The sequence below is a fragment of the Variovorax atrisoli genome, from assembly GCF_014195185.1.
In the GTDB taxonomy this organism is placed as follows: Bacteria; Pseudomonadota; Gammaproteobacteria; order Burkholderiales; family Burkholderiaceae_C; genus Variovorax; species Variovorax atrisoli.
In genome coordinates, this window is record NZ_JACIBG010000010.1 from 146,457 (window position 1) to 172,241 (window position 25,785).

General features: G+C 66.9%; 25 protein-coding genes and 2 tRNA genes. 20 read left to right on the plus strand and 7 right to left on the minus strand.

Features of this window, described 5'->3' with window-relative positions:
• Positions 1-4 precede the first annotated feature (4 nt).
• The 7 genes from FHY06_RS29575 (at position 5) to FHY06_RS29605 (ending at position 7,873) form a co-directional block, all read left to right on the plus strand.
• On the plus strand, positions 5-1,423 hold the full coding sequence (locus FHY06_RS29575) for a sodium:proton antiporter (RefSeq protein ID WP_184607219.1): 1,419 nt from the start codon (positions 5-7) through the stop codon (positions 1,421-1,423).
• Positions 1,424-1,437: 14 nt separating this feature from the next.
• Positions 1,438-2,424: a 2-hydroxyacid dehydrogenase gene (locus FHY06_RS29580; RefSeq protein ID WP_145758916.1), complete on the plus strand. Its 987-nt coding sequence runs from the start codon at positions 1,438-1,440 to the stop codon at positions 2,422-2,424.
• A gap of 30 nt (positions 2,425-2,454) precedes the next feature.
• A complete protein-coding gene (locus tag FHY06_RS29585; protein ID WP_184607220.1) occupies positions 2,455-3,849 on the plus strand; it encodes a DNA recombination protein RmuC in 1,395 nt (464 codons plus the stop codon).
• The gene (locus tag FHY06_RS29590) at positions 3,846-5,009 is read left to right on the plus strand and encodes an MFS transporter (RefSeq protein ID WP_019655870.1); all 1,164 of its coding nucleotides are present in this window, start codon (positions 3,846-3,848) and stop codon (positions 5,007-5,009) included. The genes FHY06_RS29585 and FHY06_RS29590 overlap by 4 nt, the downstream gene beginning before the upstream one ends.
• Before the next feature lie 107 nt (positions 5,010-5,116).
• Positions 5,117-6,655: an MFS transporter gene (locus FHY06_RS29595; protein ID WP_184607221.1), complete on the plus strand. Its 1,539-nt coding sequence runs from the start codon at positions 5,117-5,119 to the stop codon at positions 6,653-6,655.
• A gap of 13 nt (positions 6,656-6,668) precedes the next feature.
• Positions 6,669-7,199: a hypothetical protein gene (locus FHY06_RS29600; protein ID WP_260310764.1), complete on the plus strand. Its 531-nt coding sequence runs from the start codon at positions 6,669-6,671 to the stop codon at positions 7,197-7,199.
• An 8-nt stretch (positions 7,200-7,207) separates the two neighbouring features.
• On the plus strand, positions 7,208-7,873 hold the full coding sequence (locus FHY06_RS29605; protein WP_126184985.1) for a TetR/AcrR family transcriptional regulator: 666 nt from the start codon (positions 7,208-7,210) through the stop codon (positions 7,871-7,873).
• 9 nt (positions 7,874-7,882) lie between these two features.
• Here FHY06_RS29605 and FHY06_RS29610 read toward each other — a convergent pair whose 3' ends face one another.
• The 3 genes from FHY06_RS29610 to earP form a co-directional block, all read right to left on the minus strand.
• Positions 7,883-8,746 carry an LOG family protein gene (locus tag FHY06_RS29610; protein WP_184607222.1) on the minus strand — a complete coding sequence of 288 codons (864 nt, stop codon included), beginning with the start codon at positions 8,744-8,746 and terminating at the stop codon, positions 7,883-7,885.
• Positions 8,747-8,874: 128 nt separating this feature from the next.
• Positions 8,875-9,429, minus strand: a complete 555-nt coding sequence (gene efp / locus FHY06_RS29615; protein WP_019655875.1) for an elongation factor P — start codon at positions 9,427-9,429, stop codon at positions 8,875-8,877.
• Between the two features lie 185 nt (positions 9,430-9,614).
• Positions 9,615-10,712 carry an elongation factor P maturation arginine rhamnosyltransferase EarP gene (gene earP / locus FHY06_RS29620; RefSeq protein WP_184607223.1) on the minus strand — a complete coding sequence of 366 codons (1,098 nt, stop codon included), beginning with the start codon at positions 10,710-10,712 and terminating at the stop codon, positions 9,615-9,617.
• 76 nt (positions 10,713-10,788) lie between these two features.
• On the opposite strand from earP, the gene FHY06_RS29625 reads away from it, so the two are divergent.
• From FHY06_RS29625 to FHY06_RS29640, 4 genes are all read left to right on the plus strand, one after another.
• On the plus strand, positions 10,789-12,222 hold the full coding sequence (locus FHY06_RS29625; protein WP_145758910.1) for a M20/M25/M40 family metallo-hydrolase: 1,434 nt from the start codon (positions 10,789-10,791) through the stop codon (positions 12,220-12,222).
• Positions 12,223-12,323: 101 nt separating this feature from the next.
• Entirely contained in the window at positions 12,324-14,285 is a 1,962-nt protein-coding gene (gene uvrC, locus FHY06_RS29630; protein WP_145758909.1) for an excinuclease ABC subunit UvrC, read from the plus strand.
• 56 nt (positions 14,286-14,341) lie between these two features.
• A complete protein-coding gene (gene pgsA, locus FHY06_RS29635; RefSeq protein ID WP_126184980.1) occupies positions 14,342-14,908 on the plus strand; it encodes a CDP-diacylglycerol--glycerol-3-phosphate 3-phosphatidyltransferase in 567 nt (188 codons plus the stop codon).
• On the plus strand, positions 14,905-15,795 hold the full coding sequence (locus FHY06_RS29640) for a DMT family transporter (RefSeq protein WP_132751680.1): 891 nt from the start codon (positions 14,905-14,907) through the stop codon (positions 15,793-15,795). The genes pgsA and FHY06_RS29640 overlap by 4 nt, the downstream gene beginning before the upstream one ends.
• A gap of 15 nt (positions 15,796-15,810) precedes the next feature.
• Here FHY06_RS29640 and FHY06_RS29645 read toward each other — a convergent pair whose 3' ends face one another.
• Complete coding sequence (locus tag FHY06_RS29645) at positions 15,811-16,758, minus strand: LysR substrate-binding domain-containing protein (protein WP_038115356.1); 948 nt, start codon at positions 16,756-16,758, stop codon at positions 15,811-15,813.
• Between the two features lie 86 nt (positions 16,759-16,844).
• Here FHY06_RS29645 and FHY06_RS29650 point away from each other — a divergent pair, with 86 nt between their 5' ends.
• From FHY06_RS29650 to FHY06_RS29675, 6 genes are all read left to right on the plus strand, one after another.
• Positions 16,845-17,777 carry an alpha/beta fold hydrolase gene (locus FHY06_RS29650; RefSeq protein ID WP_184607224.1) on the plus strand — a complete coding sequence of 311 codons (933 nt, stop codon included), beginning with the start codon at positions 16,845-16,847 and terminating at the stop codon, positions 17,775-17,777.
• The gene (locus FHY06_RS29655; RefSeq protein WP_184607225.1) at positions 17,774-18,859 is read left to right on the plus strand and encodes a tartrate dehydrogenase; all 1,086 of its coding nucleotides are present in this window, start codon (positions 17,774-17,776) and stop codon (positions 18,857-18,859) included. Before FHY06_RS29650 ends, FHY06_RS29655 begins: the two co-directional genes overlap by 4 nt.
• A gap of 220 nt (positions 18,860-19,079) precedes the next feature.
• Complete coding sequence (locus FHY06_RS29660; protein ID WP_007830705.1) at positions 19,080-19,352, plus strand: HU family DNA-binding protein; 273 nt, start codon at positions 19,080-19,082, stop codon at positions 19,350-19,352.
• Between the two features lie 29 nt (positions 19,353-19,381).
• A tRNA-Val gene (locus tag FHY06_RS29665) sits at positions 19,382-19,457 on the plus strand.
• A 77-nt stretch (positions 19,458-19,534) separates the two neighbouring features.
• A complete protein-coding gene (locus tag FHY06_RS29670; protein WP_126184975.1) occupies positions 19,535-21,451 on the plus strand; it encodes a SurA N-terminal domain-containing protein in 1,917 nt (638 codons plus the stop codon).
• Between the two features lie 144 nt (positions 21,452-21,595).
• Positions 21,596-22,270, plus strand: a complete 675-nt coding sequence (locus tag FHY06_RS29675; RefSeq protein ID WP_184607226.1) for a histidine phosphatase family protein — start codon at positions 21,596-21,598, stop codon at positions 22,268-22,270.
• Positions 22,271-22,309: 39 nt separating this feature from the next.
• On the opposite strand, the gene FHY06_RS29680 is transcribed toward FHY06_RS29675, so the two are convergent.
• Positions 22,310-22,642, minus strand: a complete 333-nt coding sequence (locus FHY06_RS29680; RefSeq protein WP_019655887.1) for a hypothetical protein — start codon at positions 22,640-22,642, stop codon at positions 22,310-22,312.
• A 68-nt stretch (positions 22,643-22,710) separates the two neighbouring features.
• Entirely contained in the window at positions 22,711-22,959 is a 249-nt protein-coding gene (locus FHY06_RS29685) for a GlsB/YeaQ/YmgE family stress response membrane protein (protein ID WP_019655888.1), read from the minus strand.
• A gap of 210 nt (positions 22,960-23,169) precedes the next feature.
• On the opposite strand from FHY06_RS29685, the gene FHY06_RS29690 reads away from it, so the two are divergent.
• The 3 genes from FHY06_RS29690 to FHY06_RS29700 all read left to right on the plus strand — a co-directional run bounded on the left by FHY06_RS29690 (position 23,170) and on the right by FHY06_RS29700 (position 24,593).
• On the plus strand, positions 23,170-23,808 hold the full coding sequence (locus FHY06_RS29690) for a YbhB/YbcL family Raf kinase inhibitor-like protein (RefSeq protein ID WP_184607227.1): 639 nt from the start codon (positions 23,170-23,172) through the stop codon (positions 23,806-23,808).
• Between the two features lie 77 nt (positions 23,809-23,885).
• Positions 23,886-23,961: transfer RNA gene (locus tag FHY06_RS29695), tRNA-His, on the plus strand.
• Between the two features lie 287 nt (positions 23,962-24,248).
• A complete protein-coding gene (locus FHY06_RS29700) occupies positions 24,249-24,593 on the plus strand; it encodes an H-NS histone family protein (RefSeq protein ID WP_019655890.1) in 345 nt (114 codons plus the stop codon).
• Between the two features lie 82 nt (positions 24,594-24,675).
• On the opposite strand, the gene FHY06_RS29705 is transcribed toward FHY06_RS29700, so the two are convergent.
• Positions 24,676-25,662 (minus strand): NADPH:quinone oxidoreductase family protein, encoded by a 987-nt coding sequence (locus tag FHY06_RS29705; RefSeq protein ID WP_132751820.1) that lies wholly within the window; start codon positions 25,660-25,662, stop codon positions 24,676-24,678.
• Positions 25,663-25,785 lie beyond the last annotated feature (123 nt).

Here is a 25,785-nt window from a genome sequence, read left to right on the forward strand (position 1 = left end):
CCCCATGCAAAAGAAGACCCCATTCAAGGCGGCCGCGCTGCCCTTCCTGCTCCTTTTCCCCGCACTGGCCTCGGCCGCCGAATTCGACGGCGGCAGCCTCTCGCCGCTGTGGGGCGTACCTTTCGCGGGCATCCTGCTGTCGATCGCGCTGCTGCCGCTGCTCGCGCCGGCCTTCTGGCACCATCACTACGGCAAGGTGTCGGCCGCCTGGGCGCTGGCCTTCCTGCTGCCCTTCGCGGCGAACTTCGGCCTGGGCTTCGCGGGCGTGCAGCTCGTGCATGCGCTGGTGGCCGAGTACATCCCGTTCATCATCCTGCTGACCGCGCTCTTCACCGTGGCGGGCGGCATCCACATCCGCGGCAACCTGCACGGCGCCCCGGGGCTGAACACGGCCATTCTTGCCATCGGCGCGGTGCTCGCGAGCTTCATGGGCACCACGGGCGCTTCGATGCTGCTGATCCGGCCGCTCATACGCGCCAACGACAACCGCGTGCACAAGGTGCACGTGATCGTGTTCTTCATCTTCATCGTGTCGAACGCGGGCGGCTCGCTCACGCCGCTGGGCGATCCGCCGCTGTTCCTGGGCTTCCTGAAGGGCGTCAGCTTCTTCTGGACGCTGCAGAACATCCTGCCCGACACGTTGTTCATCCTGGCCGTGCTGCTGGCGCTGTTCTATTTCATCGACCGCCACTACCACCGCAAGGAAGGCGTGCTGCCGGTCGACCCCACGCCAGACACGCCGGGCGGCATCGGTTTCGACGGAGCCGCCAACTTCTGGCTGCTGGGCGGCGTGGTTGCGCTCGTGCTGCTCAGCGGCTTCTGGAAGTCGCCGGTGGTCTTCGACGTCTTCGGCACCGAGGTCGGCCTGCCGGGGCTGGTGCGCGACGTCGGGCTGATCGCGATCGCGGTGGTCTCGTACAAGCTGACCTCGCCCAAGGTGCATGCCGACAACCAGTTCGAATGGGGACCGATGGCCGAGGTGGCCAAGCTCTTCGCGGGCATCTTCCTGACCATCATCCCGGTGATCGCGATGCTCAAGGCAGGCACGCAGGGGCCGTTCGGCGCCATCGTCTCGGCCGTGACCCGTGCCGACGGCCAGCCCGATCCGGCGATGTACTTCTGGGCCACGGGCGTGCTGAGCTCCTTCCTGGACAACGCGCCGACCTACCTCGTGTTCTTCAACACGGCGGGCGGCGACCCGGCGGCGCTCATGACCACCTACGCCGGCACGCTGGCCGCCATCTCCGCCGGCGCCGTGTTCATGGGCGCCAACACCTACATCGGCAACGCGCCGAACCTCATGGTCAAGGCCATCGCCGAGAGCCGCGGCGTGCGCATGCCGAGCTTCTTCGGCTACATGGCGTGGTCGTGCGCCATCCTGGTCCCGCTGTTCGTCCTGTCCACCTTCCTCTTCTTCCGCTGAGAGACAAACAAATCATGAGCAAGCCCAAGATCCTGGTCGCGCGCGCGATCTTTCCCGAGACCATCGAGCGCCTGTCGCAGCATTTCGAGGTCGAGTCGAACCAGGCCGACGAGAGCTGGAGCAAGGAGCAGCTGATCGCGAAGCTGCAGGGCAAGCAGGGCGCCTTCACCACCGGCAGCGAGCGCATCGACGCTGCGGTGCTCGACGCCTGCCCCGACCTGAAGATCTGCGCCAACATGGCGGTGGGCTACAACAACTTCGACGTCGACGCGATGGCCGCGCACGGCGTGCTCGGCACCAACGCGCCCGACGTGCTGACCGAGACCACGGCCGACTTCGGCTTCGCGCTGCTGATGGCCACGGCGCGCCGCATCGCCGAGAGCGAACACTTCCTGCGCGCAGGCAAGTGGCAGAAGTGGAGCTACGACATGTTCGCGGGCTCCGACATCCACGGTTCCACGCTCGGCATCATCGGCATGGGCCGCATCGGGCAGGGCATCGCCAAGCGCGGCGCGCACGGCTTCGGAATGAAGGTGGTATATCACAACCGCTCCAGGCTCGACGCTGCGCTCGAGGCCGAATGCAAGGCCAGCTATCTGAGCAAGGAAGAGCTGCTGAAGACCGCCGACCACGTGGTGCTGGTGGTGCCTTACTCGCCGGCGTCGCACCACACCATCGGCGCAGCCGAGATCGCGCTGATGAAGCCGACCGCCACGCTCGTCAACATCGCGCGCGGCGGCATCGTCGACGACGCGGCGCTGGCCGTCGCGCTGCGCGAGAAGCGCATCGCCGCCGCCGGCCTCGACGTGTTCGAGGGCGAGCCCAAGGTGCATCCCGACCTGCTGACCGTGCCCAACGTGGTGCTCACGCCGCACATCGCCAGCGCCACCGTGCCCACGCGCCGCGCCATGGCCGACCTCGCGGCGGACAACCTGATCGCGTACTTCGGCGGCAAGGGCCCGCTGACGCCCGTGACGCCGGTTCCGGCGGCCGGCAACTAAGCAAGCAGAAGAAGAGGGCGCACGCGGACCTTGGACCCATCGCTGATCCTTGTCGGACTCGGAGTACTCGCACTCATCCAGCTCGTGCTGGTGATCTGGCTGCTCGCGCGCCGGCCGCCTCCGCCCGACAACGCCGACTTGACGCGCATGCTGGCCACGCTGGGCGCGGCCAACGAGCGCACCGAGCGCGAACTGCGCCGCGAGATCGCGGAAAGCTCGCGCGGCGCGCGGCAGGAGACCACACAGGCCTTCGCCACCTTCCAGCAGGCGCTGGTGCAGCAGGGGGCCGAGGCCACGCGCACGCAGAACGCGCAGCTCGACGCCTTCGCGCTGCAGCTCGCCTCGCTGCAGAAGACGCTGGCCGACACGCTCAACAACCAGCTGCAGGGGCTGAGCGAATCGAACGCGCGGCGGCTTTCGGAAGTGCGCGCCACCATGGAGGCGCAGCTCGCACAGCTGCAGCAGACCAATGCCGCCAAGCTCGACGAGATGCGCAAGACCGTCGACGAGAAACTGCAGACCACGCTGGAGGCGCGTCTCGGCGAAAGCTTCAGGCAGGTGGCCGAGCGGCTCGAGCAGGTGCACAAGGGCCTGGGCGAGATGCAGACGCTGGCGGTGGGCGTCGGCAGCCTGCAGCGCGTGCTGACCAACGTGAAGACGCGCGGGATGTTCGGCGAAGTGCAGCTCGAGGCGCTGCTCGAGCAGGTGCTCACGGCCGACCAGTACGCCAGGCAGGTCGAGACCAAGCCGCGCAGCGGGCAGCGCGTGGATTTCGCCATCCGCTTCCCGGGCCGCGGCGACGACGGCGCACCGGTATGGCTGCCGATCGATGCCAAGTTCCCGCGCGACGACTACGAGCGGCTCATCGACGCGCACGAGCGCGCCGACGCGGCGGGCGTCGAGCTCGCGGCGAAGGCACTGGAGGCGCGCATCCGCACCGAGGCCAAATCCATCGCCGACAACTATCTTGCGGCCCCGCACACGACAGATTTCGCGATCCTGTTCCTGCCGGTGGAAAGCCTCTACGCCGAAGTGCTGCGCCGTCCCGGCCTGATGGACGCGCTGCAGCGCCAGCACCGCGTGACGCTGGCCGGCCCGACCACCCTGCTGGCGATGCTCAACAGCCTCCACATGGGCTTCCGCACGCTGGCGCTGGAGCGGCAGGCGTCCGAGGTCTGGAAGGTGCTGGGCGCGGTCAAGACCGAATTCGAGCGCTACGGCGAATGGGTCGCCCGCATCAAGGAGCAGGTGGCCAAGGCCTCCGACACCATCGACAAGGCCGACACGCGCGCACGGCAGATGCGCCTGGCGCTGCGCAAGGTCGAGGCACTGCCCGAGGCGCAGGCCCAGGCGCTGCTGCCGCCCACCGCCTCGGGCACCGACGCCGACAACAAAGAGAAAGAAGAGGGCGAGAACTCCCCGTGAAAGGTTCCGAACTGCTGCGTGTGATCGGCGCCCAGGTGTGCCTGCACGCGACCATGGCCGGCATGCGGCTCGCCACGCCGCTGCTGGCGCTTCAACAGGGCTACAGCGCAGCCGCGGTCGGCGTGCTGATCTCGCTGTTCGCGCTGACCCAGGTCTTCCTCGCGCTGCCGGCGGGCCGTTTCGCCGACCGGCATGGCTTCAAGCGGCCGCTGTGGCTGTCGGTGGTCGCCGCGGTCGTGGGCGCCGGGCTGGTGGTGATCTTCCCGGTGTTCCCGGTGATGTGCCTGGCGGCGCTGCTGACCGGCGGCGCCACCGGCGCGACGGTGATCGCGCTGCAGCGGCACGTGGGCCGCTCGGCCACCAACCCGACGCAGCTCAAGCGCGTGTTCAGCTGGCTGGCCATCGCGCCGGCCGTGGCCAATTTCGTCGGGCCCTTCCTGGCGGGGATGCTGATCGACCATGCGGGCCGTGCGCCTGCCGACATGCTGGCCTTTCGCATCTCCTTCGGCGTGATGGCGGCGCTGCCCATTCTTTGCTGGCTGCTCGCGCGGGGTGCCCACGAGCAGCCGCCCGCGCCGCCGGTGGCAGGTGCCGCGCCTACGCGCGCCTGGGACCTGCTGCGCGAGCCGATGTTCCGGCGCCTCCTGTTCGTGAACTGGCTGCAGTCGTCGAGCTGGGACGTGCACGCCTTCGTGCTGCCGATCCTGGGCCACGACCGGGGCATCAGCGCCTCGGTGATCGGCTCGATCCTCGGCGCCTTCGCCATCGCGGCGGCGGCGATCCGCGTGATCCTGCCGGTGATCGCCTCGCGCGCATCGGAGCGCAACGTGATCCTCGCGTCGACGGCGGTCACGGCGCTGGTCTTCGCGGTCTACCCGCTGCTGGACTCGGCCTGGACCATGGGCATCTGCTCGGTGGTGCTCGGCTTCGCGCTGGGCGCGGTGCAGCCGATGGTGATGAGCATGCTCCACCAGATCACGCCGCACGCCCGACACGGCGAGGCGCTGGGGCTTCGGCTCATGACCATCAACGCGTCGAGCGTGGCGATGCCGATGCTGTTCGGCTCGCTCGGCGCGCTGATCGGCATCGCCGGCGTGTTCTGGGTGGTGGGCGGCGTCGTGGCGGTGGGGGCTAGAGCGACCTGGGGGCTGAAGGTTTGATGGCAGCGTGAAAGCCATGCTCCAGATAAGAATAATTCTCATCTGATTGACAATTTACTGACCTGAAGTCAGTATCGGCGCCTTCTTCAACGACCTTGAAGGCGTCCATGAACTCTCCTCTTCGGGCCCAGGCAGCGGCCGATCCGCGCCGCCGCCTCGCGCTGATTGCCGCGGTGTATCTCGGCAGCTTCATCGCCACGCTCGACGTGAGCATCGTCAACGTCGCGCTGCCCACGCTGCAGCGCGCGCTTTCCACCGACCTCGCCGGCCTGCAATGGGTGATCGACATCTACGCCCTGTGCCTCTCGGCCTTCATGCTGTCGGCCGGCCCGCTGGGCGACCGCTACGGCCGCAAGCGCGCATGGCTGGCTGGCGTGGCCGTGTTCACGCTGGGTTCGGCGATGTGCGCGATGGCCGGGAGCCTGCAGACGCTGCTGGCGGGCAGGGCGGTGCAGGGCGTCGCCGGCGCTTTGATGATCCCGGGTGCGCTGTCGCTGCTGGCGCATGCGTTTCCGGATCCGGCCGAACGGGCCCGGGTCATCGGCGGCTGGTCTTCCTTCACGGCGCTGTCGCTGATCCTCGGGCCGCTGCTCGGCGGTTTGCTGGTGGACCACGCGGGCTGGCAGAGCATCTTCCTCATCAACATCCCGATCGGCGTGCTGACGGTGGGGCTGGGCCTCTGGGGCATCCGCGAGACGTCGCACCCCGAACACGCGGCGCTCGACCCGGCGGGACAGGTGCTCAGCGTGCTGTGGCTCGGTGCGCTGACCTACGGGCTGATCGTGGCGGGCGAGTACGGCTGGGGCTCGGTGCAGGCGGCGAGCGCGCTGGTTGCGGCTGCCATCGGCCTGGCGCTCTTCCTGATGGTGGAGGCGCGCGTGGCGCGGCCGCTGCTGCCCCTGGGGCTGTTCCGCGACGCGCGCTTCTCGGTCGCCAACTTCGCTTCGTTCGTGCTCGGGTTCTCGGCTTATGCCAGCCTGTTCTTCTTCTCGCTGTTCCTGCAGCAGGTGCAGGGCTGGTCACCCAGCGACACGGGCTGGCGGCTGGTGCCGCAGTTCGTCGCGACCGGCATCGTCGCCTCGCAGTTCGGCCGCCTGGCAAGGCGCTTCGACGTGCACACGCTGATGATCGCCGGCTATGGACTCATCGGCGGCGCGATGCTGCTGCTGACGCTGTTCTCCGCCGGCACGCCATACGCCTTCCTGGCTCTTATGTTCGTGTTCCTCGGCGCAGGCACCGGCCTTGCCGTGCCGGCCACCAGCACGGCGGTGATGGCGCTGGTGCCGGCACAGCGCTCCGGCATGGCCTCGGCCACGATGAACGCGCTGCGCCAGGCCGGCATGCTGATTGGCATTGCACTGCTCGGAACGCTGATGAGCACGCGCGCCACCTCGCTGCTGGCGGATGCGCTGGCGCAGGCAGGCCTGCCAGGCGCCCGGCAGGCAGCGGTTGCGGCGGTCGGGCGGCACGAGCTGAGCGCGCTGGGTGCGCTCGATGCATCCGTTGCTCGCGATCTTCTGGCTGCAGCGCTGGCCGGCGGCTTCCATGCTGCCGTGGCCTGCGCCGGCATCGTGGGCCTGCTGGCCGCGGGCCTGCTACTGAGCGTGAGGCCCCGCGCCGCCGCCTTGCCTGTGCGCGCGACCTGAGGGCCGTTCCACCATGCCCGCCGCCCATGTGCCGCTGTTGCGCCTTCGCACGCGCCTTCGTCCGGTTTTTTCCAAGGAGCTTTCCATGATCCATCACGAACTCAGTCAATGGCCCCTCGTCATCAGCGTTTCGGCGGGGCTGCAGACAATCGAGGGCATGCGCGCCTTCACCGACGACTGGAACCGCTGGCTCGACCGCGGCGAACCTTTCGCATCGCTGCGGGTGTTCGCGGACGCCGATGCGCTGGTCCATCCCGAGGGGAGCGCGCAGAGCGCCAAGCAGTGGCTGCAGGAGCGCGGCGCCGACATCCGCCGCCATATGATGGGCATGGCGAGCGTGGTGCCCGCCGATCAGTACGAGAAAATGCGCAAGATGAATGTCGAGAAACTCTTCGGCGTGCCTGCCAGTACCTTCGCCGATGCCGACGATGCACTCGTCTGGATCGGCGAGCGCGTGATGGAGCCCCGCGGCCTGCGTTTCGACCTGGCCGCCGTGCGCGCGGCGATCCGCTCGGCCCACGCGGCCGTGGCGGTTGTTTCCTGAGGCAGCAGATGGCAACGAGCGACGGCACCGGCACGACTCCCACATCCCCCGAAGGAGAAGGCGCGCCGCGCCGTCGCACCAAGGCCCCCGAGACACGCGCCGGCGCGCTGATGGATGCCGCCGAGCGCCTCTTCATCGATAAAGGCATCGCCGCCACCAGCATCGACGAGATCGCGGCCGGTGCGCAGGTGGCCAAGGGCACGTTCTATCTGTATTTCCCGTCGAAGGAGGCGCTGCTCGGCGCGCTGCAGCAGCGCTTCGTCGACACCTTCTGCACGCGGCTGCAGGAGGCCATGGACCGGCATCGGCCCGACAACTACCACGCGCGCCTGAAGGCCTGGGTGGAAACGGGGCTCGAAACCTACCTGGACAACGTCGCGCTGCACGACGTGGTGTTCCACGAGTACCGGCCCGAAGACCGCCGCATGCGCAACGACAACGCGGTCATCACGCAGCTGGTCGCACTGCTCAGGCAGGGCGATGGCGCCGGCTTCTGGGACGTGGAAGATCCGGCCCTCACGGCCGTGATCCTCTTCAATGCGCTGCACGGCGTGGCCGACGACTCGGTCGCGATGGGCCAGACCAGCGCGGCGGAGCGCAAGCGCCGCGCTCGGGCGCTCACGAAGTTCCTGGAGCAGGCGCTGCACCCCGCCGAGGACGACGGCGCCGACTGAGCTGACGGGTCAGAGCTTGTAGAAGCGCTTGATCGCGCCCCAAGCGTCTTCCGGCGCGTCGACGTACTCGAAGAGCTTCACGTCGCCCGGCGAGATCACGCCTTCGTCGACGAGGAAGTCGAAGTCGATCAGCCGCTTCCAGTAGTCGGAGCCGAAGAGCACGATCGGCACCGGCTTCGACTTCTTGGTCTGAACCAGCGTGATCACCTCGAACAGTTCGTCCAGCGTGCCGAAGCCGCCGGGGAACGCCACCAGTGCCTTCGCGCGCATCATGAAGTGCATCTTGCGGATGGCGAAGTAGTGGAACTTGAAGCTCAGAGCGGGCGTGACGTACGGGTTGGCTTCCTCTTCCATCGGCAGCGCGATGGCCAGGCCCACCGAAAGCCCGCCGCCTTCGTGTGCGCCGCGGTTGGCCGCCTGCATGATGCCGGGGCCGCCGCCGGTGCAGATGAAGAGCTTGTCCTGCGGTTCCTTGTCGTTGCTGTACTGGGCCACCAGCTTGCCGAATGCGCGCGCCTTCTCGTAGTAGTGCGAGTTGCGCGCCAGCCGGCGCCAGCGCTCGGACGAGACCGTGTCGCCGCTGAGATCGGCCTGCGCGATCATGGCCGAGGCGTCTTCCTCGCTGCGGAAGCGCGCGCTGCCGAAGACCACCACCGTGTTCTCGATGCCGTGGGCGCGCTGCTCGATGTCGGGCTTCATCAGTTCGAGCTGCATGCGGATGCCGCGCGTTTCGCGGCGCAGCAGGAACTCGGGATCGGCGAAGGCGATGCGCGAGGGATCGGGGTCGAGTGGAAGGCCCTGGTCCGCATGGGCCTGGAGCGTGGCCCAGGCATCGGCGAGGCGCTTGTCGTGAAGATCGTGCGTGTTGTTCATGGGAAAACGGACGGATTGACCGGGTGATTGTGCAGTGTCGCAACCATCATGCCCGTCATGGGCCGGAAGCGAAAAAGGCTCCTTGCGGAGCCTCTTTCGGGGTGGTGGTCGACCGGTTGGACCGGCGCTCAGACGCGCTTGCGGTATTCGCCGGTGCGCGTGTCGATTTCGATGCGGTCGCCCTGCGAGACGAACAGGGGAACGGGCACTTCGAAGCCGGTGGAGATCTTGGCAGGCTTCATGACCTTGCCCGAGGTGTCGCCCTTGACGGCCGGCTCGGTCCAGGTGACTTCGCGCTCGACGCTGGTCGGCAGTTCGACCGAGATGGCCTTGCCTTCGTAGAACACCACTTCGACGGCCATGCCGTCTTCGAGGTAGTTCAGGGCGTCGCCCATGTTCTCGGCTTCGACTTCGTACTGGTTGTATTCGGTGTCCATGCAGACGTACATCGGGTCTGCGAAGTAGGAGTAGGTGCACTCCTTCTTGTCGAGCACGATCTGGTCGATCTTGTCGTCGGCCTTGAAGACCACTTCGGTGTTGAAGTTGGCGATCAGGCTCTTCATCTTCATGCGCACGGTGGCGGAGTTGCGGCCGCCGCGGCTGTATTCGGTCTTGAGGACGACCATCGGGTCCTTGCCGTGCATGATGACGTTGCCGGCGCGGATTTCTTGAGCGATTTTCATAACAGGGTCTCTGGATGTTGGCCGCTCGGTGCACGGGGCCTTCGGTTGCCGTTCGGTCGTCGTCGCGATGCTTGTCCGGACGTCTGCCAAGTCGGCTGGCCCCGCGGTACATGTCCCGCGGCAGGTTTAGCGAAAGACATTCCGGATCGGTGAAATCCGGTTCGAAATCCGCAAAGCCCACTATTTTAGCTTTTTTGGGTGACGAATTCCCGCAGTTGGGTCACCAGGTCGTCCTGCGCGAGCAGGCGGGCGCGCGCCTCCAGGGCGGTTTGCAGCCAGGGGCCCTGCATTTCCGGCTCGGGCAGCGGCGCATTGCCGAAGCCGTTCCAGGCGTGGTGAAAAAGCCGCAGGGAGGGCGGGGCGCCGATCCAGTCGAGCCAAGCGTTCAGCTTCTCGTGGTGGGCGTCGTCGTCCTGCGGGTAGATCTGCCAGACCAGCGGCGCGCCCGCCCACAGCGCGCGCACGAGCGAATCCTCGCCGCGCACGAAGTTCAGGTCGCAGGACCACAGCAGGTGGTCGAAGTCGGGCTGGGTGAGATAGGGCAGGTATGAAATTGATAGCGCGCCGCGGTCGTCCGGCACCGGCGCGCTTCCCCGCAGGGCCCGGACCGCCTGCGCGGCGCGCCCCGCCGTCACCAGCAGGCGAGTGGGTTGGCCGGACGCGGCGAGCCGCTCCAGCAGGTTGGCCAGCGCGACGGGCTCGTAGCAGAAGAGGGAGACGAGGCGCTCGCCCTCGCGCCACGGGATCTGCCGGGCCGCCAGCCACTGAGCGCGGTCGAAGGCGGTCCTGCGCTCCATCAGGTCGGGTTCTCTCAGCAGCCCTCCCGTGGCGGGCGTGAACCCCGGGTAGAAGAAGTGCTTCGTCAGGCCCGAGCCAGGCCCCTTGAAGACGGGTGAGGGCAGGCCATGCAGCCGCTCGACATACGGTTCGGCCGAGAGGTATTCGAGATTGATCCACGCCAGGCCCGGCCCCTCGGCAAAACGGGCGATCAGCTCCGGCGCCGGGTCGCAGCCGAAGGCTTCGATCAGCACGTCGGGCGCCGGTCCTGCGACGGCTGCCCGAAGCGAGGCGGCGTCCAGCCAGTCGATCACCTCCACGCCGTCGTGGCCGGTGCGCGCATCGGGCGCCATCCAGCCCAGCGCCGCCGCGTCGTCGATCCACAGCCGCACGCGTTCGCCCAGGGCGGCCAACTGGCGAGCCAGGCGCCAGCAGACGCCGAGGTCTCCGTGGTTGTCGATGACCTTGCAGAAGATGTCCCACTGCTTCGATTGGCTGGATTGCATGGTCGCGAGTGTGCCCGTGTTCGCACGCGGCGCTTGCTATGCTGACCGGACGACAACCACCGGAGAGAGAGAACCCATGAGGATGCAGACCTTCCGTGCCGCCAAGACCGTGCTCGCCTTCTCGCTGGCGCTTTGCGGCATCTGCGGCATGACCTCCGCCGCGGCGCAGCCGCAGACGCCGCAGTCGCTCACGCCGCAGCAGCAGCGTTTCCACGACATCTATAAAGAGCTGATCGAGATCAACACCACCCACTCGGTCGGCGACAACACCGCGGCGGCGCGGGCCATGGAGAAGCGTCTGATCGAAGCGGGTTTCGCTCCCGGCGACATCCAGATATTCGAGCCCTTCCCCAAGAAGGGCAACCTCGTGCTGCGCTTCAAGGGCGACGGCAGCAAGAAGCCGCTGCTGCTGCTGGCCCACATCGACGTGGTCGAGGCCCGGCGCGAGGACTGGAAGACCGATCCCTTCAAGCTGCAGGAGACCGGTGGCTACTTCACCGCGCGTGGCGCCATCGACGACAAGGCCATGGCCGCGGCGCTGGTCTCCGTGGTGGGGCAGCTGAAGCAGGAGGGCTTCAAGCCGAGGCGCGACGTCATCCTCGCGCTGACCGCCGACGAGGAGCGCGGCGACGCGCTGAGCAACGGCGCCTTCTGGCTCATCAACAACAAGCCCGAATTGCTGCAGGCCGAGTTCGGCATCAACGAAGGCGGCGGCGGCGAGCTGCGCGGCGGCAAGCCCAACCTGCACCGCATGCAGGTGGCCGAGAAGATGTACACCACCTACATGCTGGAGGCGCGCGACGTGGGCGGCCACAGCTCGGTGCCGACCAGGACCAACCCCATCTACGCGCTCTCGGCCGCGCTGGAGCGGCTCGGCAACTACAGCTTCCCGGTGAAGCTCGCCGACGTCACCAGGACCTACTTCGCGCGCAGCGCACCCTTCGCCACTGGGCAGCTCGCCGACGACATGCGCGCCGTGGGCAGCGGCAACCCCGACCCGTCGGTGATCGAGCGCATGTCGGCCAACCCGGCCTACAACGCCCAGTTCCGCACCACCTGCGTGGCGACGATGGTGCAGGCCGGCCACGCCGAGAACGCGCTGCCGCAGTCGGCCAAGGCCACGGTCAACTGCCGCATCCTGCCGCACGATGATCCGGACGAGGTCGAGCGCCAGCTGACCCAGGCCGTGGGCAACGACAAGATCGTGGTGCGCAACATGGGCAAGCCGCTGCGCAGCCCTGCCTCGCCGCTGAACGGCGACCTCGTCAAGACGGTGGAGTCGATCACCCAGCAGATGTGGCCCGGCGTACCCGTCATTCCCGCCATGAGCACCGGCGCCACCGACAGCCGGTTCATGCGCAACGCCGGCATCCCGATGTACGGTGTGAGCGGCCTCTTCGTCGAGCCCTCCGACGCCCGCTCCCACGGGCTGGACGAGCGCATCGAGATCCAGCGCCTGTACGACGGACGCGAGTTCCTGTATCGGCTGGTCAGCGAGCTCGCGAAGTAGGGCGCAGCCCGCGCCCGCTCCTTTGGAGGGCTCGGCGCGGGGGCAAGGGTTTGCGCGCAGGCGCCCGCCAGGGCCGCATGGCGCGCGCCACAATAGCCGCCATGTCAGACGTGCATTCCGAACAACTGCTCAGCGAAGTCGCGGCCCTGCCGCAGCTGCCCGGTGTCTACCGCTATTTCGACGCGGCCGGGGCGGTGCTCTACGTGGGAAAGGCCCGCAACCTGAAGAAGCGGGTCGCCAACTACTTCCAGAAGAACCACGGCGGTACGCGCATCGGGCACATGATCTCGAAGATCGCGCGCATGGAGACCACGGTGGTGCGCTCGGAGGCCGAGGCGCTGCTGCTCGAGAACAACCTCATCAAGACGCTCAAGCCGCGCTACAACATCCTGTTTCGCGACGACAAGAGCTATCCCTACCTCAAGATCGCGTCGCACCAGTTTCCGCGGCTGGCCTACTACCGCGGCGCGGTCGACAAGAAGCACCGCTACTTCGGGCCGTACCCGAGCGCTTGGGCGGTGAAGGAGTCGATCCAGCTGCTGCAGAAGGTGTTCCGCCTGCGCACCTGCGAGGACACGGTGTATGCCAACCGCACGCGGCCCTGTCTGCTCTACCAGATCAAGCGCTGCAGCGGGCCCTGCGTGGGCCACATCGGGCCCGAGGCCTATGCGCAGGACGTCGCCAGCGCCGAGGCCTTCCTGATGGGCGACACGCAGCTGGTGCTCTCCAAGCTCGAGCAGCGCATGACGGCGCATGCCGAGAAGCTCGAGTTCGAGCAGGCGGCCGAACTGCGCAACCAGATGTCGGCGATCTCGCGGGTGCTGCACCAGCAGTCCATCGAGATCGCGTCCGACAAGGATGTGGACATCCTGGCGGTGAAGGTGCAGGGCGGCAAGGCCTGCGTGAACCTCGCGATGGTGCGCGGCGGGCGGCACCTGGGCGACCGGCCCTACTTTCCGGTGCACGTGGAAGATGCTGCGCAGATCCATCACGGCGAGCTCGACGACGAGGAGGGCGCGCCGCCCGCCGTCGCGGATCCGGTCGAGGTGCAGGTGCTCGAGGCCTTCATCGCCCAGCACTACATCGACGTGCCCGTTCCCGCCACGCTGGTGCTCAGCGAGCAGGTGAGCCGCGAGCTGATCGAGGCCATCTCGCAGCAGGCCGGCTCGCGCGTGACGGCGGTGTTCCAGCCGCGCGAGCAGCGCCGCCACTGGCTGGAGATGGCCGAGACCAACGCCAAGCTGCAACTGGCCCGGCTGCTGGCCGAAGAGGGCTCGCAGCAGGCGCGCACCCGTGCGCTGGCCGACGCGCTGGAGCTGGCTGCGGACGACCTCGACAACTTCCGCATCGAATGCTTCGACATCTCGCACACCGCGGGCGAGGCGACGCAGGCTTCCTGCGTGGTGTTCGAGCACCACGCCATGCAGAACAAGGAATACCGCCGCTACAACATCGAGGGCATCACGCCCGGCGACGACTATGCCGCCATGCGCCAGGTGCTGCACCGCCGCTACGGCAAGCTGGCCGAGGCCATGGCCGCCGAGACCGATGCCCTGCCTCCGGGCGATGCCGAGAGCGACGGCAGCGCTGCGCCGCCCAAGCCGCGCACCGCCCGCATGCCCGACCTGGTGCTGGTGGACGGCGGCAAGGGGCAGGTGTCGATGGCGCGCGAGGTGTTCGGCGAACTGGGGCTGCCGCTGTCGCTGATCGTGGGCGTCGAGAAGGGCGAGGGCCGCAAGGTCGGCCTCGAGGAACTGGTGTTCGCCGACGGCCGCGAGAAGGTCTATCTCGGCAAGGACTCGGCCGCGCTGATGCTGGTGGCCCAGATCCGCGACGAGGCACACCGCTTCGCGATCACCGGCATGCGGGCCAAGCGTGCCAAGGTGCGCGTGGGCGGCAGCCAGCTCGAAGACATCCCGGGTATCGGGCCCAAGCGGCGCGCGCGCCTGCTCCAGCGTTTCGGCGGCATCCGGGGCGTGGCGGCGGCGAGCATCGAGGACATCGCGTCGGTCGAGGGCATCGCCTCCGACCTTGCGGAAGAAATCTACAAGGCGCTGCACTGAGCGATCGATCGCGCGACCTCCGCAGGGGGTTACCGCGGCCATGACACAATCAAGCGATGTTCTGGACCCTGCCGACCATCATGACCTGGACGCGCATCGTCGCGATCCCTTTGATCGTCGGTGTGTTCTACCTTCCGATGGCCGAGCCGATGCGCAACCTGATCGCCACGGTCATGTTCATCGTTTTCGCCGCCACCGACTGGCTCGACGGCTTCCTGGCACGCCGGCTCAACCAGACCTCGGCCTTCGGGGCCTTTCTCGATCCGGTGGCCGACAAGTTCCTGGTGTGCGCGTCGCTGCTGGTGCTGGTGCACCTGAACCGGGCCGACGTGTTCGTGGCGCTGATCATCATCGGCCGCGAGATCGCCATCTCGGCGCTGCGCGAATGGATGGCGCAGATCGGCGCCAGCAAGAGCGTGGCGGTGCACATGATCGGCAAGGTCAAGACGACCGTGCAGATGATCGCCATTCCCTTCCTGCTCTATGACGGGCGCCTGTTCGGCGTGATCGACACCGGCGCCTGGGGCCAGTGGCTGATCTGGATCTCGGCCGTGCTCACCATCTGGTCGATGGTGTACTACCTGCAGAAAGCCATTCCGGAAATCCGGGCCAGAACCAAATGACGCCCGCGACCCCGGCCGGCGGCTCGGGCTGGCTGCGGGCGATGCCCGTGGTCTTCGTGCTGATCTGGAGCACGGGCTTCATCGTCGCGCGCTACGGCATGCCGTATGCGCCGCCCCTCAAGTTCCTCGCCGTGCGTTTCGCGCTGTCTCTGGCCTGCTTCGGTGCATGGGTCGCGCTCGCGCGGGTCGAGTGGCCGAAGCAGCGGGCCCAGTGGGCGCACCTGGCCGTCACCGGCGTCCTGATGCACGCAGGCTACCTCGGCGGTGTCTGGGCCGCGGTGCGCGAGGGCATGGGCGCCGGGCTGGTGGCGCTGCTGGTCGGCATCCAGCCGGTGCTGACGGCGGTCTGGCTTTCCTTCACCGGCGGGCGCATCACCGGGCGCCAGTGGATCGGGCTGGGGCTGGGTTTCGCGGGCCTGGTGCTGGTGGTGCTGCGCAAGCTGGGGCAGGGCGGGGAGGTCAGCGGGCAGACGATGGCGCTCGCGCTGATGGCGCTGTTGTCGATCACCGCAGGCACGCTGTACCAGAAGCGCTTCGTCGCGCCCTGCGACGTGCGCAGCGCGAGCGCCGTGCAGATGGCGGCTGCCGTGCTCGTCACCCTGCCGTTCGCGGCGCTGGAGACGGACAGCATCCACTGGAACCTGTATTCGGGTGGCGCCATGGCCTGGTCGGTGCTGGCGCTGTCGCTGGGCGGCAGCTCGCTGCTCTACATGCTGATCCAGCGCGGGACCGCCACTGCCGTCACCAGCCTGCTCTACCTGGTGCCGCCCTGCACGGCCGTGATGGCGTGGCTGCTGTTCTCCGAGCCGATCACGCTGGTGACGGTGCTGGGCATCGGGCTCACGGCGGCCGGCGTGAGCCTGGTGGTGCGCAGCGGCGGGCGCTGAGCCGTCTTCTTCTATCTAGCGCGCTCCGCTCCTGCCCGGCTTCCAGGGTTCGCTTCGGAACTGCTCGACGAGGTGGTCGACCAGCAGTCGCACGCGGCGCGGAGTCTTCGGCCGCCAGGGCGCGATCCAGTGGATGTCGGCTTCCGCCATCGCGTACTGCGGCAGCAGCCGCACGAGTTCGCCGCTTGCGAGCTGTGGTGCGATGTCCCAGAGGCTGCGCAGCATGATGCCGTGGCCGGCGATGCACCAGTCGCGCACCATCTCGCCCGAGTTGCTGGCCAGCGGCCCCTGCACGCGCACGCGGGCCGTGCTGCCGTCGCGCACGTGGCGCAAGGTCCAGACGGCATGCTGGCGCTGGCCGCCGGCGTCACCGTTCTCGCGCGCGACCAGGCAGTCGTGCGAAGACAGCGCCTCGATGGTGGCGGGCGTGCCCCGGCGTTTCAGGTAGTCGGGCGAGGCGGCGAGTACGCGCTGGTTGCGCGCGATGCGACGCGAGATCCAGTCGGCCGCGTGGCGCTGTTGCACGGCCCAGAGCCAGACCGCGCCGTCATAGCCCTCGGCGCCCAGGTCGGGCAACTGCTCGGTGAGCAGCAGTTCGATCTGCAGCGCCGGGTGCCGAGCCTGGAAGGCGGCCAGCGCAGGCCCGAGCCAGAGCCGACCGAAGCCGAAGGTGGCGGCCAGCCGGACCGTGCCGGTCAACTCGTTCTGTCGCTCGCCGAGTTCGCTTTCGAGTGCCGCGAAGCCGTCGAGCAATGCCCGTGCATGCAGGCAGACCGCCTCGCCTTCGGCCGTGGCGCTCAGGCGCCGCGTGGTGCGCTCGAACAGGCGCTGGCCCAGCCGCGCTTCGAGCGCGCCCAGCCGCTTGGTGACGACGGAGGGCACCACGTCCAGCGTGGCAGCCGCGCCCGCGAGGCTGCCCTGGTCGCGGATGGCGAGCACCAGCGCCAGGTCGCTTCTTTCCATCGAGGGTGGATTCATGCCATATCGGAAAGTATGAATTGGTCGATTGTTGCTTGATGGCGCGAGGGGCGCAACGCACAATCGTCGCCGTGACGGCTTCTTCCTTTCTTTCCTTTCCCACCTTCGACATCGAGCGCGACGGCGTGCGCATCCACGGACGCGTCGGCGGGCAGGGGGCTCCCTTGCTGCTGCTCCATGGTCATCCGCAGACGCATGCGATCTGGCATCGCGTGGCACCGGTGCTGGCCGAGCGCTTCACCGTGGTCGCGGTCGACCTGCGCGGCTACGGCGATTCGGGCCGGCCGGCGGCGGATGCCGAGCATGCCGTCTACAGCAAGCGCGAGATGGCGCTCGACGCCTTCGCCGCGATGCGGCACCACGGCTTCGAGCGCTTCGGCATCCTCGCGCACGACCGCGGTGCCCGCGTCGCACACCGGCTGGCGATGGACCACCCCGCCGCGGTCGAGCGCATGCTGCTGCTCGACATCGCGCCCACGCTCGCGATGTACGAGCAGACCTCCGAGGCATTCGCCAAGGCCTACTGGCACTGGTTCTTCCTGATCCAGCCGCCGCCGCTGCCCGAGGCGCTGATCGCCTCGGACCCGGTGCGCTACGTGCGCAGCGTGATGGGTGGTCGGCACGCCGGCCTCGCGCCGTTCGCGCCCGAGGTGCTGGCCGAATACGAGCGCTGCGCCGCCATCGCGGGTACCGCCGAATCCATCTGCGAGGACTACCGCGCATCCGCCACCATCGACCTCGTGCACGACCGCGCCGACATCGCAGCCGGCCTGCGGCTCGAGCAGCCATTGCGCGTGCTGTGGGGTGAGCATGGCGCGGTCGGCAAGGCCTTCGACGTGCTCGCGCTGTGGCGCGAGCGCGCCGCCGAGGTGTCGGGCCGGGCGCTGCCCTGCGGCCACTATGTTCCCGAAGAGGCTCCAGACGAACTACTCGCCGAGGCCCTGGCCTTCTTCTCTCTTCTTCTTCCACCTTCGCAACACGCACCCGCAGGAGACACGCCATGAGCACCCACAGAATCGCAGTCATCGCCGGCGACGGCATCGGCAAGGAAACCGTGCCAGAAGGGCTGCGCGTGCTCGATGCCGCGGCGCGCAAGTTCGGCATCGACCTGAAGTTCGACCACTTCGACTTCTCGAGCTGGGACTACTACGAGAAGCACGGCCAGATGCTGCCCGACGACTGGAAGGAACAAATCGGCGGCCATGACGCCATCTTCTTCGGCGCGGTGGGCTGGCCCGAGAAGATCCCGGACCACGTGTCGCTCTGGGGCTCGCTGCTGATGTTCCGCCGCGAGTTCGACCAGTACATCAACCTGCGTCCGGCGCGCCTGATGCCCGGCATCATCGCGCCCGTGGTGCGCCGCGACGGAACGCCGCGCGAGCCCGGCGAGATCGACATGTACATCGTGCGCGAGAACACCGAGGGCGAATACTCCAGCATCGGCGGGCGCATGTACCAGGGCACGCCGCGCGAGATCGTGGTGCAGGAAACCGTGATGTCGCGCCTGGGTGTGGACCGGGTGCTGAAGTTCGCGTTCGAGCTCGCGCAGTCGCGGCCGAAGAAGCACCTCACGAGCGCGACCAAGTCGAACGGCATCTCCATCACCATGCCGTACTGGGACGAGCGCGTGGCGGAGATGGGCAAGAGCTATCCCGGCATCAAGCTCGACAAGTTCCACATCGACATCCTCACCGCCCACTTCGTGCAGCGGCCGGACTTCTTCGACGTGGTGGTGGCGAGCAACCTGTTCGGCGACATCCTGTCCGACCTCGGCCCAGCGTGCACCGGCACCATCGGCATCGCGCCCAGCGCCAACCTCAATCCCGACCGCACCATGCCGTCGCTGTTCGAACCGGTGCACGGTTCGGCGCCCGACATCGCCGGCAAGGGCATCGCAAACCCGATCGGCCAGATCTGGTGCGGCGCGATGATGCTGGAGTTCCTGGGCCACAAGCAGGCGCACGACGCCATCCTTTCGACCATCGAGAAGGTGCTCGCGCCCCAAAGCGGAGCGCCGCGCACACCCGACATCGGCGGCAACGCGAGCACCTCCGACCTGGGCCGGGCCATCGCCGATGCGCTTTGAGAGCCTTTGAAAAAGGACTTCACGAAACGCCCCTAAAATCGCGCGCTCCGCTGCTCGGCATGGCCTCGTGTCTTATTGACACCCTGCAGACCAGTGGTTGTAATCCTCGCTGGCAGCGCGCTGCCGAGGCGTCAGGCCTGCCGGGTTCTTGTGTCGCACCGTCTGCGGCCAGGTCGCAGCTGACGGAAGCCGACCAACTTTTTTTCTACAAGGGGCCCTTGTGAACAAGACCGAACTGATTGAGCACATCGCAAAGAACGCCGACATTTCCAAAGCTGCTGCGACCCGCGCGCTCGAATCCACGATCGGCGCCATTCGTACCACGCTCAAGAAGGGCGGCTCCGTTTCGCTCGTCGGTTTCGGCACTTTCGCAGTAGGCAAACGCGCGGCCCGCACCGGCCGAAATCCCCGCACCGGCGACGCGATTAAAATCAAGGCAGCCAAGATCCCGAAGTTCCGTCCCGGCAAGGCGCTGAAAGACGCGCTGAACTGAGGCGTTAGACTCGGAGAGTATTCCCGGTGGGGTGCTTAGCTCAGCTGGTAGAGCGGCGCCCTTACAAGGCGTAGGTCGGGGGTTCGAACCCCTCAGCACCCACCACCACCCGATGCAAAGGCGAACCACAAGTTCGCCTTTTTTATTGCCGTCCGACTGCTGTCGAAAAAGAGTGTTCAAGCATGTTTGATACCTTCCGCAAGTACAACAAGATCGTGATGATCATCTTGTTCTTGCTGATCATTCCGTCGTTCGTGTTGTTCGGCGTCGAGCGCTATCAGGGCTTCGGTCGCGACGAGAAGGTCGCGCGCATCGAAGGACACGACATCACGAAGCCCGAGTGGGATCAGCAGCACCGCGTCGAGACGGACCGCATCCGCCAGCAGTCGCCCAACGTCGATCCGACGCTGCTCGAGTCCGATGCCATGCGCTACGCAACGCTCGAGCGCATGGTGCGCGACCGCGTGCTGGCCGCAGCGGCAGCCAAGGCCAACATGACCGTCTCCGAAGAGCGCCTCTCGCGCATCTTCGCGCAGGACCCGGGCCTCGCCACCTTCCGCACGCCCGACGGCAAGTTCGACCGCGACACCTTCCAGCGCGTGACCGGCCGCACGCCCGAGCAGTACGAGGCATCCGTGCGCGCCGAGATGGCGACGCAGCAGGTGCTGCTGGGCATCTCGAGCACCGCCTTCACGCCGCCCGCGCTGGCCGCGACCACCATCAACGCCTTCTACGACACGCGCGAGATCCAGGTCGCCCGCTTCGCCCCCGATGCCTTCGCCTCCAAGGTGACGGTGAGCGATGCCGACATCGAGACCTACTACAAGGACCACACGGCGCAGTTCCAGGCTCCCGAGCAGGCGAGCATCGAGTACCTGGTGCTCGACCTCGATGCGGCGAAGAAGAACGTGGTCGTGAACGAGGCCGATCTCAAGACCTATTACGAGCAGAACGCATCGCGCTTCGGCACCAAGGAAGAGCGCCGCGCCAGCCACATCCTGATCACCGCCCCGGCGAGCGCGCCGGCAGCGGACCGCGAGAAGGCCAAGGCCAAGGCCGAGCAGCTTCTCGCCGAAGTGAAGAAGGCGCCCAACACCTTCGCCGAGGTGGCACGCAAGAATTCGCAGGACCCGGGCTCGGCGGAGAAGGGCGGCGACCTCGACTTCGTGACCAGGGGCGCGATGGTCAAGCCTTTCGAAGATGCGATGTTCGCTCTCAAGAAGGGCGAGATCAGCGGTGTCGTCGAAACCGAGTTCGGCTATCACATCATCCACCTGACCGACATCAAGCCGGCAGTGGTTCCGCCCTTCGAGCAGGTGCGCGCGACCATCGAGAACGAAATGCGCTCGCAGCAGGCCACGCAGGAATTCGCGAAGGCTGCCGAGACCTTCACCGATGCGGTCTACCAGACGCCCGACAGCCTCAAGCCGGCAGCCGACAAGCTGAAGCTCACGATCCGCACGGCCGACAACGTGCCGCGCACGCCCGCACCGGGCGCGACAGGCCCGCTGGCGAACCGCAACTTCCTGAACGCGCTGTTCGCGGCCGACTCGCTCGAGCGCAAGCAGAACACCGAGGCCATCGAGGTCGGTCCCAGCCAGCTGGCGTCCGGTCGCGTGACGAAGTACTCGCCGGCGCACCCTGTGCCGCTGGCCGACGTGAAGGACAAGATCCGTGCGCAGCTCGTCGCGGAACGCGCCGCGGTGCTGGCGAAGACCGAAGGCGAAGCAAAGCTCGCCGCGTGGACCGCGAAGGCTGACGGTGCCACCTTCGGTGCGCCTGTGACGGTGTCGCGCCGCGATGCGCAATCGCAGCCGCTGCCCGTCATCGACGCGGCGCTGCGTGCAGACCCTTCCAAGCTGCCGGCGCTCGTGGGCGTGGACCTGGGTGCGCAGGGTTACACGGTGGTCCGCGTGACCAAGGTCGTTCCGCGCACGCCGCCACCGGCCGAACTCGCCAAGCAGGAGCAGTCCCAGGTGGGCCAGTCCGTGGCTGCTGCCGAAGACGCCGCGTACTACAACATGCTGAAGGATCGCTACAAGGCAGAGATCCTCGTGCCGAAGCCAGCGGACACGCTGCCGGTCGCAGCAGGCCGCTGACACGCGCATCGCGTCTTCGCGAATCGCGCATGACAAGGCCCGGGCCGATGGCTCGGGCCTTTTTCATGTCGGCGTGCCCGCGGACGCGCACGCAGGTCGCACGAGGGACAACTCGTGCGTTCGCTTCTTGCCAGAATTCCGGCCATGGGAACCCTCTACCTCGTGCGCCACGGGCAGGCCAGCTTCGGCGCTGCCGACTACGACAACCTGAGCGAGCTCGGGCATCGGCAGGCCGTTCGCCTCGGCGAGTACTGGCGCGAGCGTGGCATGAAGTTCGATGCCGTGATCACCGGTACGCTGAAGCGCCATCGCCAGACGTGGGAGGGCATCGCCAAGGGGCTTCGGCTGGAGCGCGACGACGTGCTGCCCTGGCCCGGCCTCAACGAATACGACAGCGAGGCGGTCATCGCGACCATCCACGAAGGCAAGCTGCAGAAGCCCGACACGCCCGAGATGTACCGCCATCATTTCCGGCTGCTGCGTGAAGGCTTGAGCGCATGGATGCGGGGCAGAACCGCGCCGGCGGGCATGCCCAGCTATGTCGACTTTCTGGCGGGCGTGACGACGGCGCTCGACCATGTGCGCGACCGGCACCATGGCGCGAAGGTGCTGGTGGTGTCGAGCGGTGGGCCGATCAGCACCGCAGTGGGCCACGTGCTGGGCACGAGCGCCGAGACGACGATCGAACTCAACCTGCGCATCCGCAATACCTCGGTGACCGAGTTCGCGTTCACGCCGAAGCGGCACATGCTCGTCACCTACAACACGCTGCCGCACCTGGATGGGCCGGCGTATGAGGACTGGGTCACCTATTCCTGAAGAGGTGCCGGCCGATCGCCGGGTTGGGTGGGTCGGGTATCAGGCCTGCCACACGCCGTAGCCGGCCTTGCGCAGCGCGATGCCAAGGTCGACCTCCATGAGGCGCGCGTCCTCGTAGGTCATGGGGTTGTAGCGTTCGTAGAGCGCGGGCAGCAGGCGCAGTCCGAAATCCTGCACGAAGCTGTTGGCTTGGATGCCAGCCTTGTGCTTGTCGAAACGGATGTCGGGATCCAGGCCGGTCATGCCGACATAGACGAAGGGCTTGCCGAGCTGGTAGTCGGGATTGGCGCGCCTGAAGCGGCCGTTGTTCCATACGCGGTCATCCAGCTCGACCACATACACATGATGCTTGGCGCGTGCTTTGCGGGGCATCACCTGAGGCCGTGCGCGCGAGCCGGCGCGGCCTTGTCTCCTTGCTGCTCTTTTTTTGCGCCGGCCGGTCAGCTCTTGCGCTTGATCATGCCGTAGATGAAGAGCAGCACGATCGCACCGAGCACCGAGGCGATGAAGCCTGCACCCTGCCCGGCGGTGTACCAGCCCAGCGATTGGCCGACGTACGTGACGATCAGCGAGCCGGCGATGCCGATGATGGTCGTGACGATGAAACCGGCGGAGTCGTCGCCCGGCTTGACTGCCCGTGCCACGAGACCCACGACAAACCCGATCAGGATAGTCCAGACGATGCTCATGAAGATATTCCTTTGGAGTGGTGAAGGGGGAACTGGCGCTGAGCCGAGGCCCGTCCGCGCGGGGCGCATTCATGATAGCGGAGCGGTGCGTGCGCCGGGGGTGCTGCGGCACATCGAGCCGAGCGCCCGAGAATTTATGCCGGGGCTCGCGACGCAGGTGCTGCGTGGCGTCCTACATGTTCGCTCCCGGCGTGGCAGTACACCCTATGGATGCTGGAAAAACTGCCTGAAGTCATCGGCCAGGCGCTGCAGGGCGTGCGCGCTGGCTTGGACAACATTGTCTTCAACACGCTGGGCATGCGCGAGGGGATGGGTTCGATCGAACTCGCGAGCATGGCCTTCGCCGACCATGCGCCCTTGCCGCAGCGTTGTACCGCCGACGGCGAAGGGGTATCTCCACCGCTTCAATGGAGTGGCCTCCCGTCGGGGGCGTCATCGCTGGTGCTGATCGTGGAAGATGCCGACTCGCCCACGCCGAACTCGTTGGTGCATGCCATCGTGGTGGATCTGGCGCCGGAAAACGGCGCGCTGGCAGAAGGGGCCTTGCCCAGCCAGGACAACGAAGGCGCGCCCGGGACGCACGTGGGACGCAACTCCGCCCTGCAGGCGGCGTGGCTGCCGCCCGATCCGCCGCCTGGGCACGGCGTTCACCGGTACGCGTTTCAGTTGTTTGCGCTTGGGGGCGAACCTGCTGCGTTTTCCGAAAGTCCCGGAAGAGACGAGATCGTGGATGCCCTGCGCGAGCATGCGCTGGCGAGCGGCCTGCTTGTTGGCACCTACGAGAGATCAGATGGCTCGGTCAGCATTCCCGACGCGGCTGCGGCGGGCAGGTCGGCCGTAGCGGGATGAAATGTGGCTTTTTGAGCCCTCTCAAGATTGGTTTCGCCGAAACGCCGAGTTTTAACGCTATAATCGTAGGCTCTTCGGTGGCTGTAGCTCAGCTGGTAGAGTCCCAGATTGTGATTCTGGTCGTCGTGGGTTCGAGTCCCATCAGCCACCCCAAAATATCTCCTTTGTGCTATTGCTCAATAGCACATTCAAAGGAACAAAAAACGCCGGGTTTGTCCCGGCGTTGTCATTTTCAGCCATCGCACGCGCTGCGATCTTCAGGCTGAAGCCTCTTTTTCTCCCCAGTCTCTACATAAGCGATCGCCTCTTGGCATCTCGCTTTACGTTGCGAGTTGTTGCATTAATGCAATGGCCCGTCGTTTTTTTCGGCTGCCGGGGCACTTGTGCCAAATGTAAACTGAATTAAAATCGCCCCGTTTTCAATTTTCTGGAGTCCAAGAATGGCTTCGACCCTCGCCGATATCAATTCCCAGATCAAGAAGCACGACGAGCAGATTGCGCAATTGCGCAAGCAGGCCGAAGACCTGCGCAACCAGGAACGCTCTGGCGTGATCGAAGAGGTCCGCCGCAAGATCGCGGAATATGGTTTGACGGCCTCCGACCTCAAACTGACCGGTCGCGCAGCTTCCGCCAAGCGCGGCGCGAGCGCCGCTCCGGCAAAGGCAGCCGCCAAATATCGCAGCCCGACGGGCGAAACCTGGTCTGGCGGCCGTGGCCGCAAGCCGCGCTGGGTGACCGAGGCATTGGCTGCGGGCAAGTCGCTTTCCGATTACGAGATCAAGTAACTCGCCTCGTTTTCGCTGGGCAGATGCCCAATAAAAAAGCCCGCATGAGCGGGCTTTTTTATTGTGTGGCCGAGCAGCGCGCTCAGTTCACCATCACCAGTTTTCCTTTGACTCCGCGCGAGCCCATGTGAGCGTAAGCGGCCTTCAATTCCGCCATGGGCATCGTGCTGTCGATCACCGGCTTGATCTTTCCCTGGCCGTACCACTGAGCCAATTCGGCCATCATCTGCGCATTGGCCTGGGGCTCGCGCTTGGCGAAATCGCCCCAGAACACGCCGACCAGCGAGGCGCCTTTGAGCAGCGTCAGATTCAATGGAAGCGAGGGGATCGGACCCGATGCAAAACCGACGACCAAATAACGGCCGCGCCATCCGATGGAGCGAAAGGCCGGCTCCGCGAAATCGCCGCCGACCGGGTCGTAAATGACATCCGGTCCTTTGCCGTCGGTCGCGGCCTTGATGGCGTCGCGAAAACCGTTGGGCAGCGCGTGCGTCGTGTAGTTGATCGTCGCGTCGGCGCCGATGGAGCGGCAGAGCTCGCATTTCTCATCGGTGGAAGCGGCTGCGATCACCTTGGCGCCGGCCGCTTTCGCGATCTGGATGGCCGCGGTGCCCACGCCGCCTGCCGCGCCCAGCACCAGCACGGTTTCGCCGGCCTTCAGTTGAGCCCGGTCCATCAGGGCGTGCCAGGAGGTGGCGTAGATCATGATGAACGCGGCCGCGTCGACATGGCTGAAGCCTTCGGGCAGCGGCATGCACAGCGCCGCGGGCGCCAGCGTGTGGGTGGCGAAGCCGCCCGTACCGGAAAGGCACGCCACGTTCTGTCCGACCTTCAGGTGCGTGACGCCTTCGCCCACTGCCTGGATGACGCCCGCGTACTCGGAGCCCGGAACGAAGGGCAGCGGCGGCTTCATCTGGTACTTGTTCTGCACGATCAGCAGGTCTGGGAAGTTCAGGCTCGCCGCCTTGATCTCGATGAGCACCTGGCCCGGGCCCGGAGTGGGGGTGGGCAGTTCCTTCCAGGTCAGCGCGTCGACGCCGACGGGGTTTTCGCAAAGCCATGCGTGCATGCCAGGGGTCTCCTTCAGACAAGTAATGTTGGGGCAATGACTGCGGGCATGATAGGGGCCGAGGCGGGGCGGGCTTGTCCCTGCTGCGACGCACCCGAAGCCTACAATCCGGTGCATCCAGAA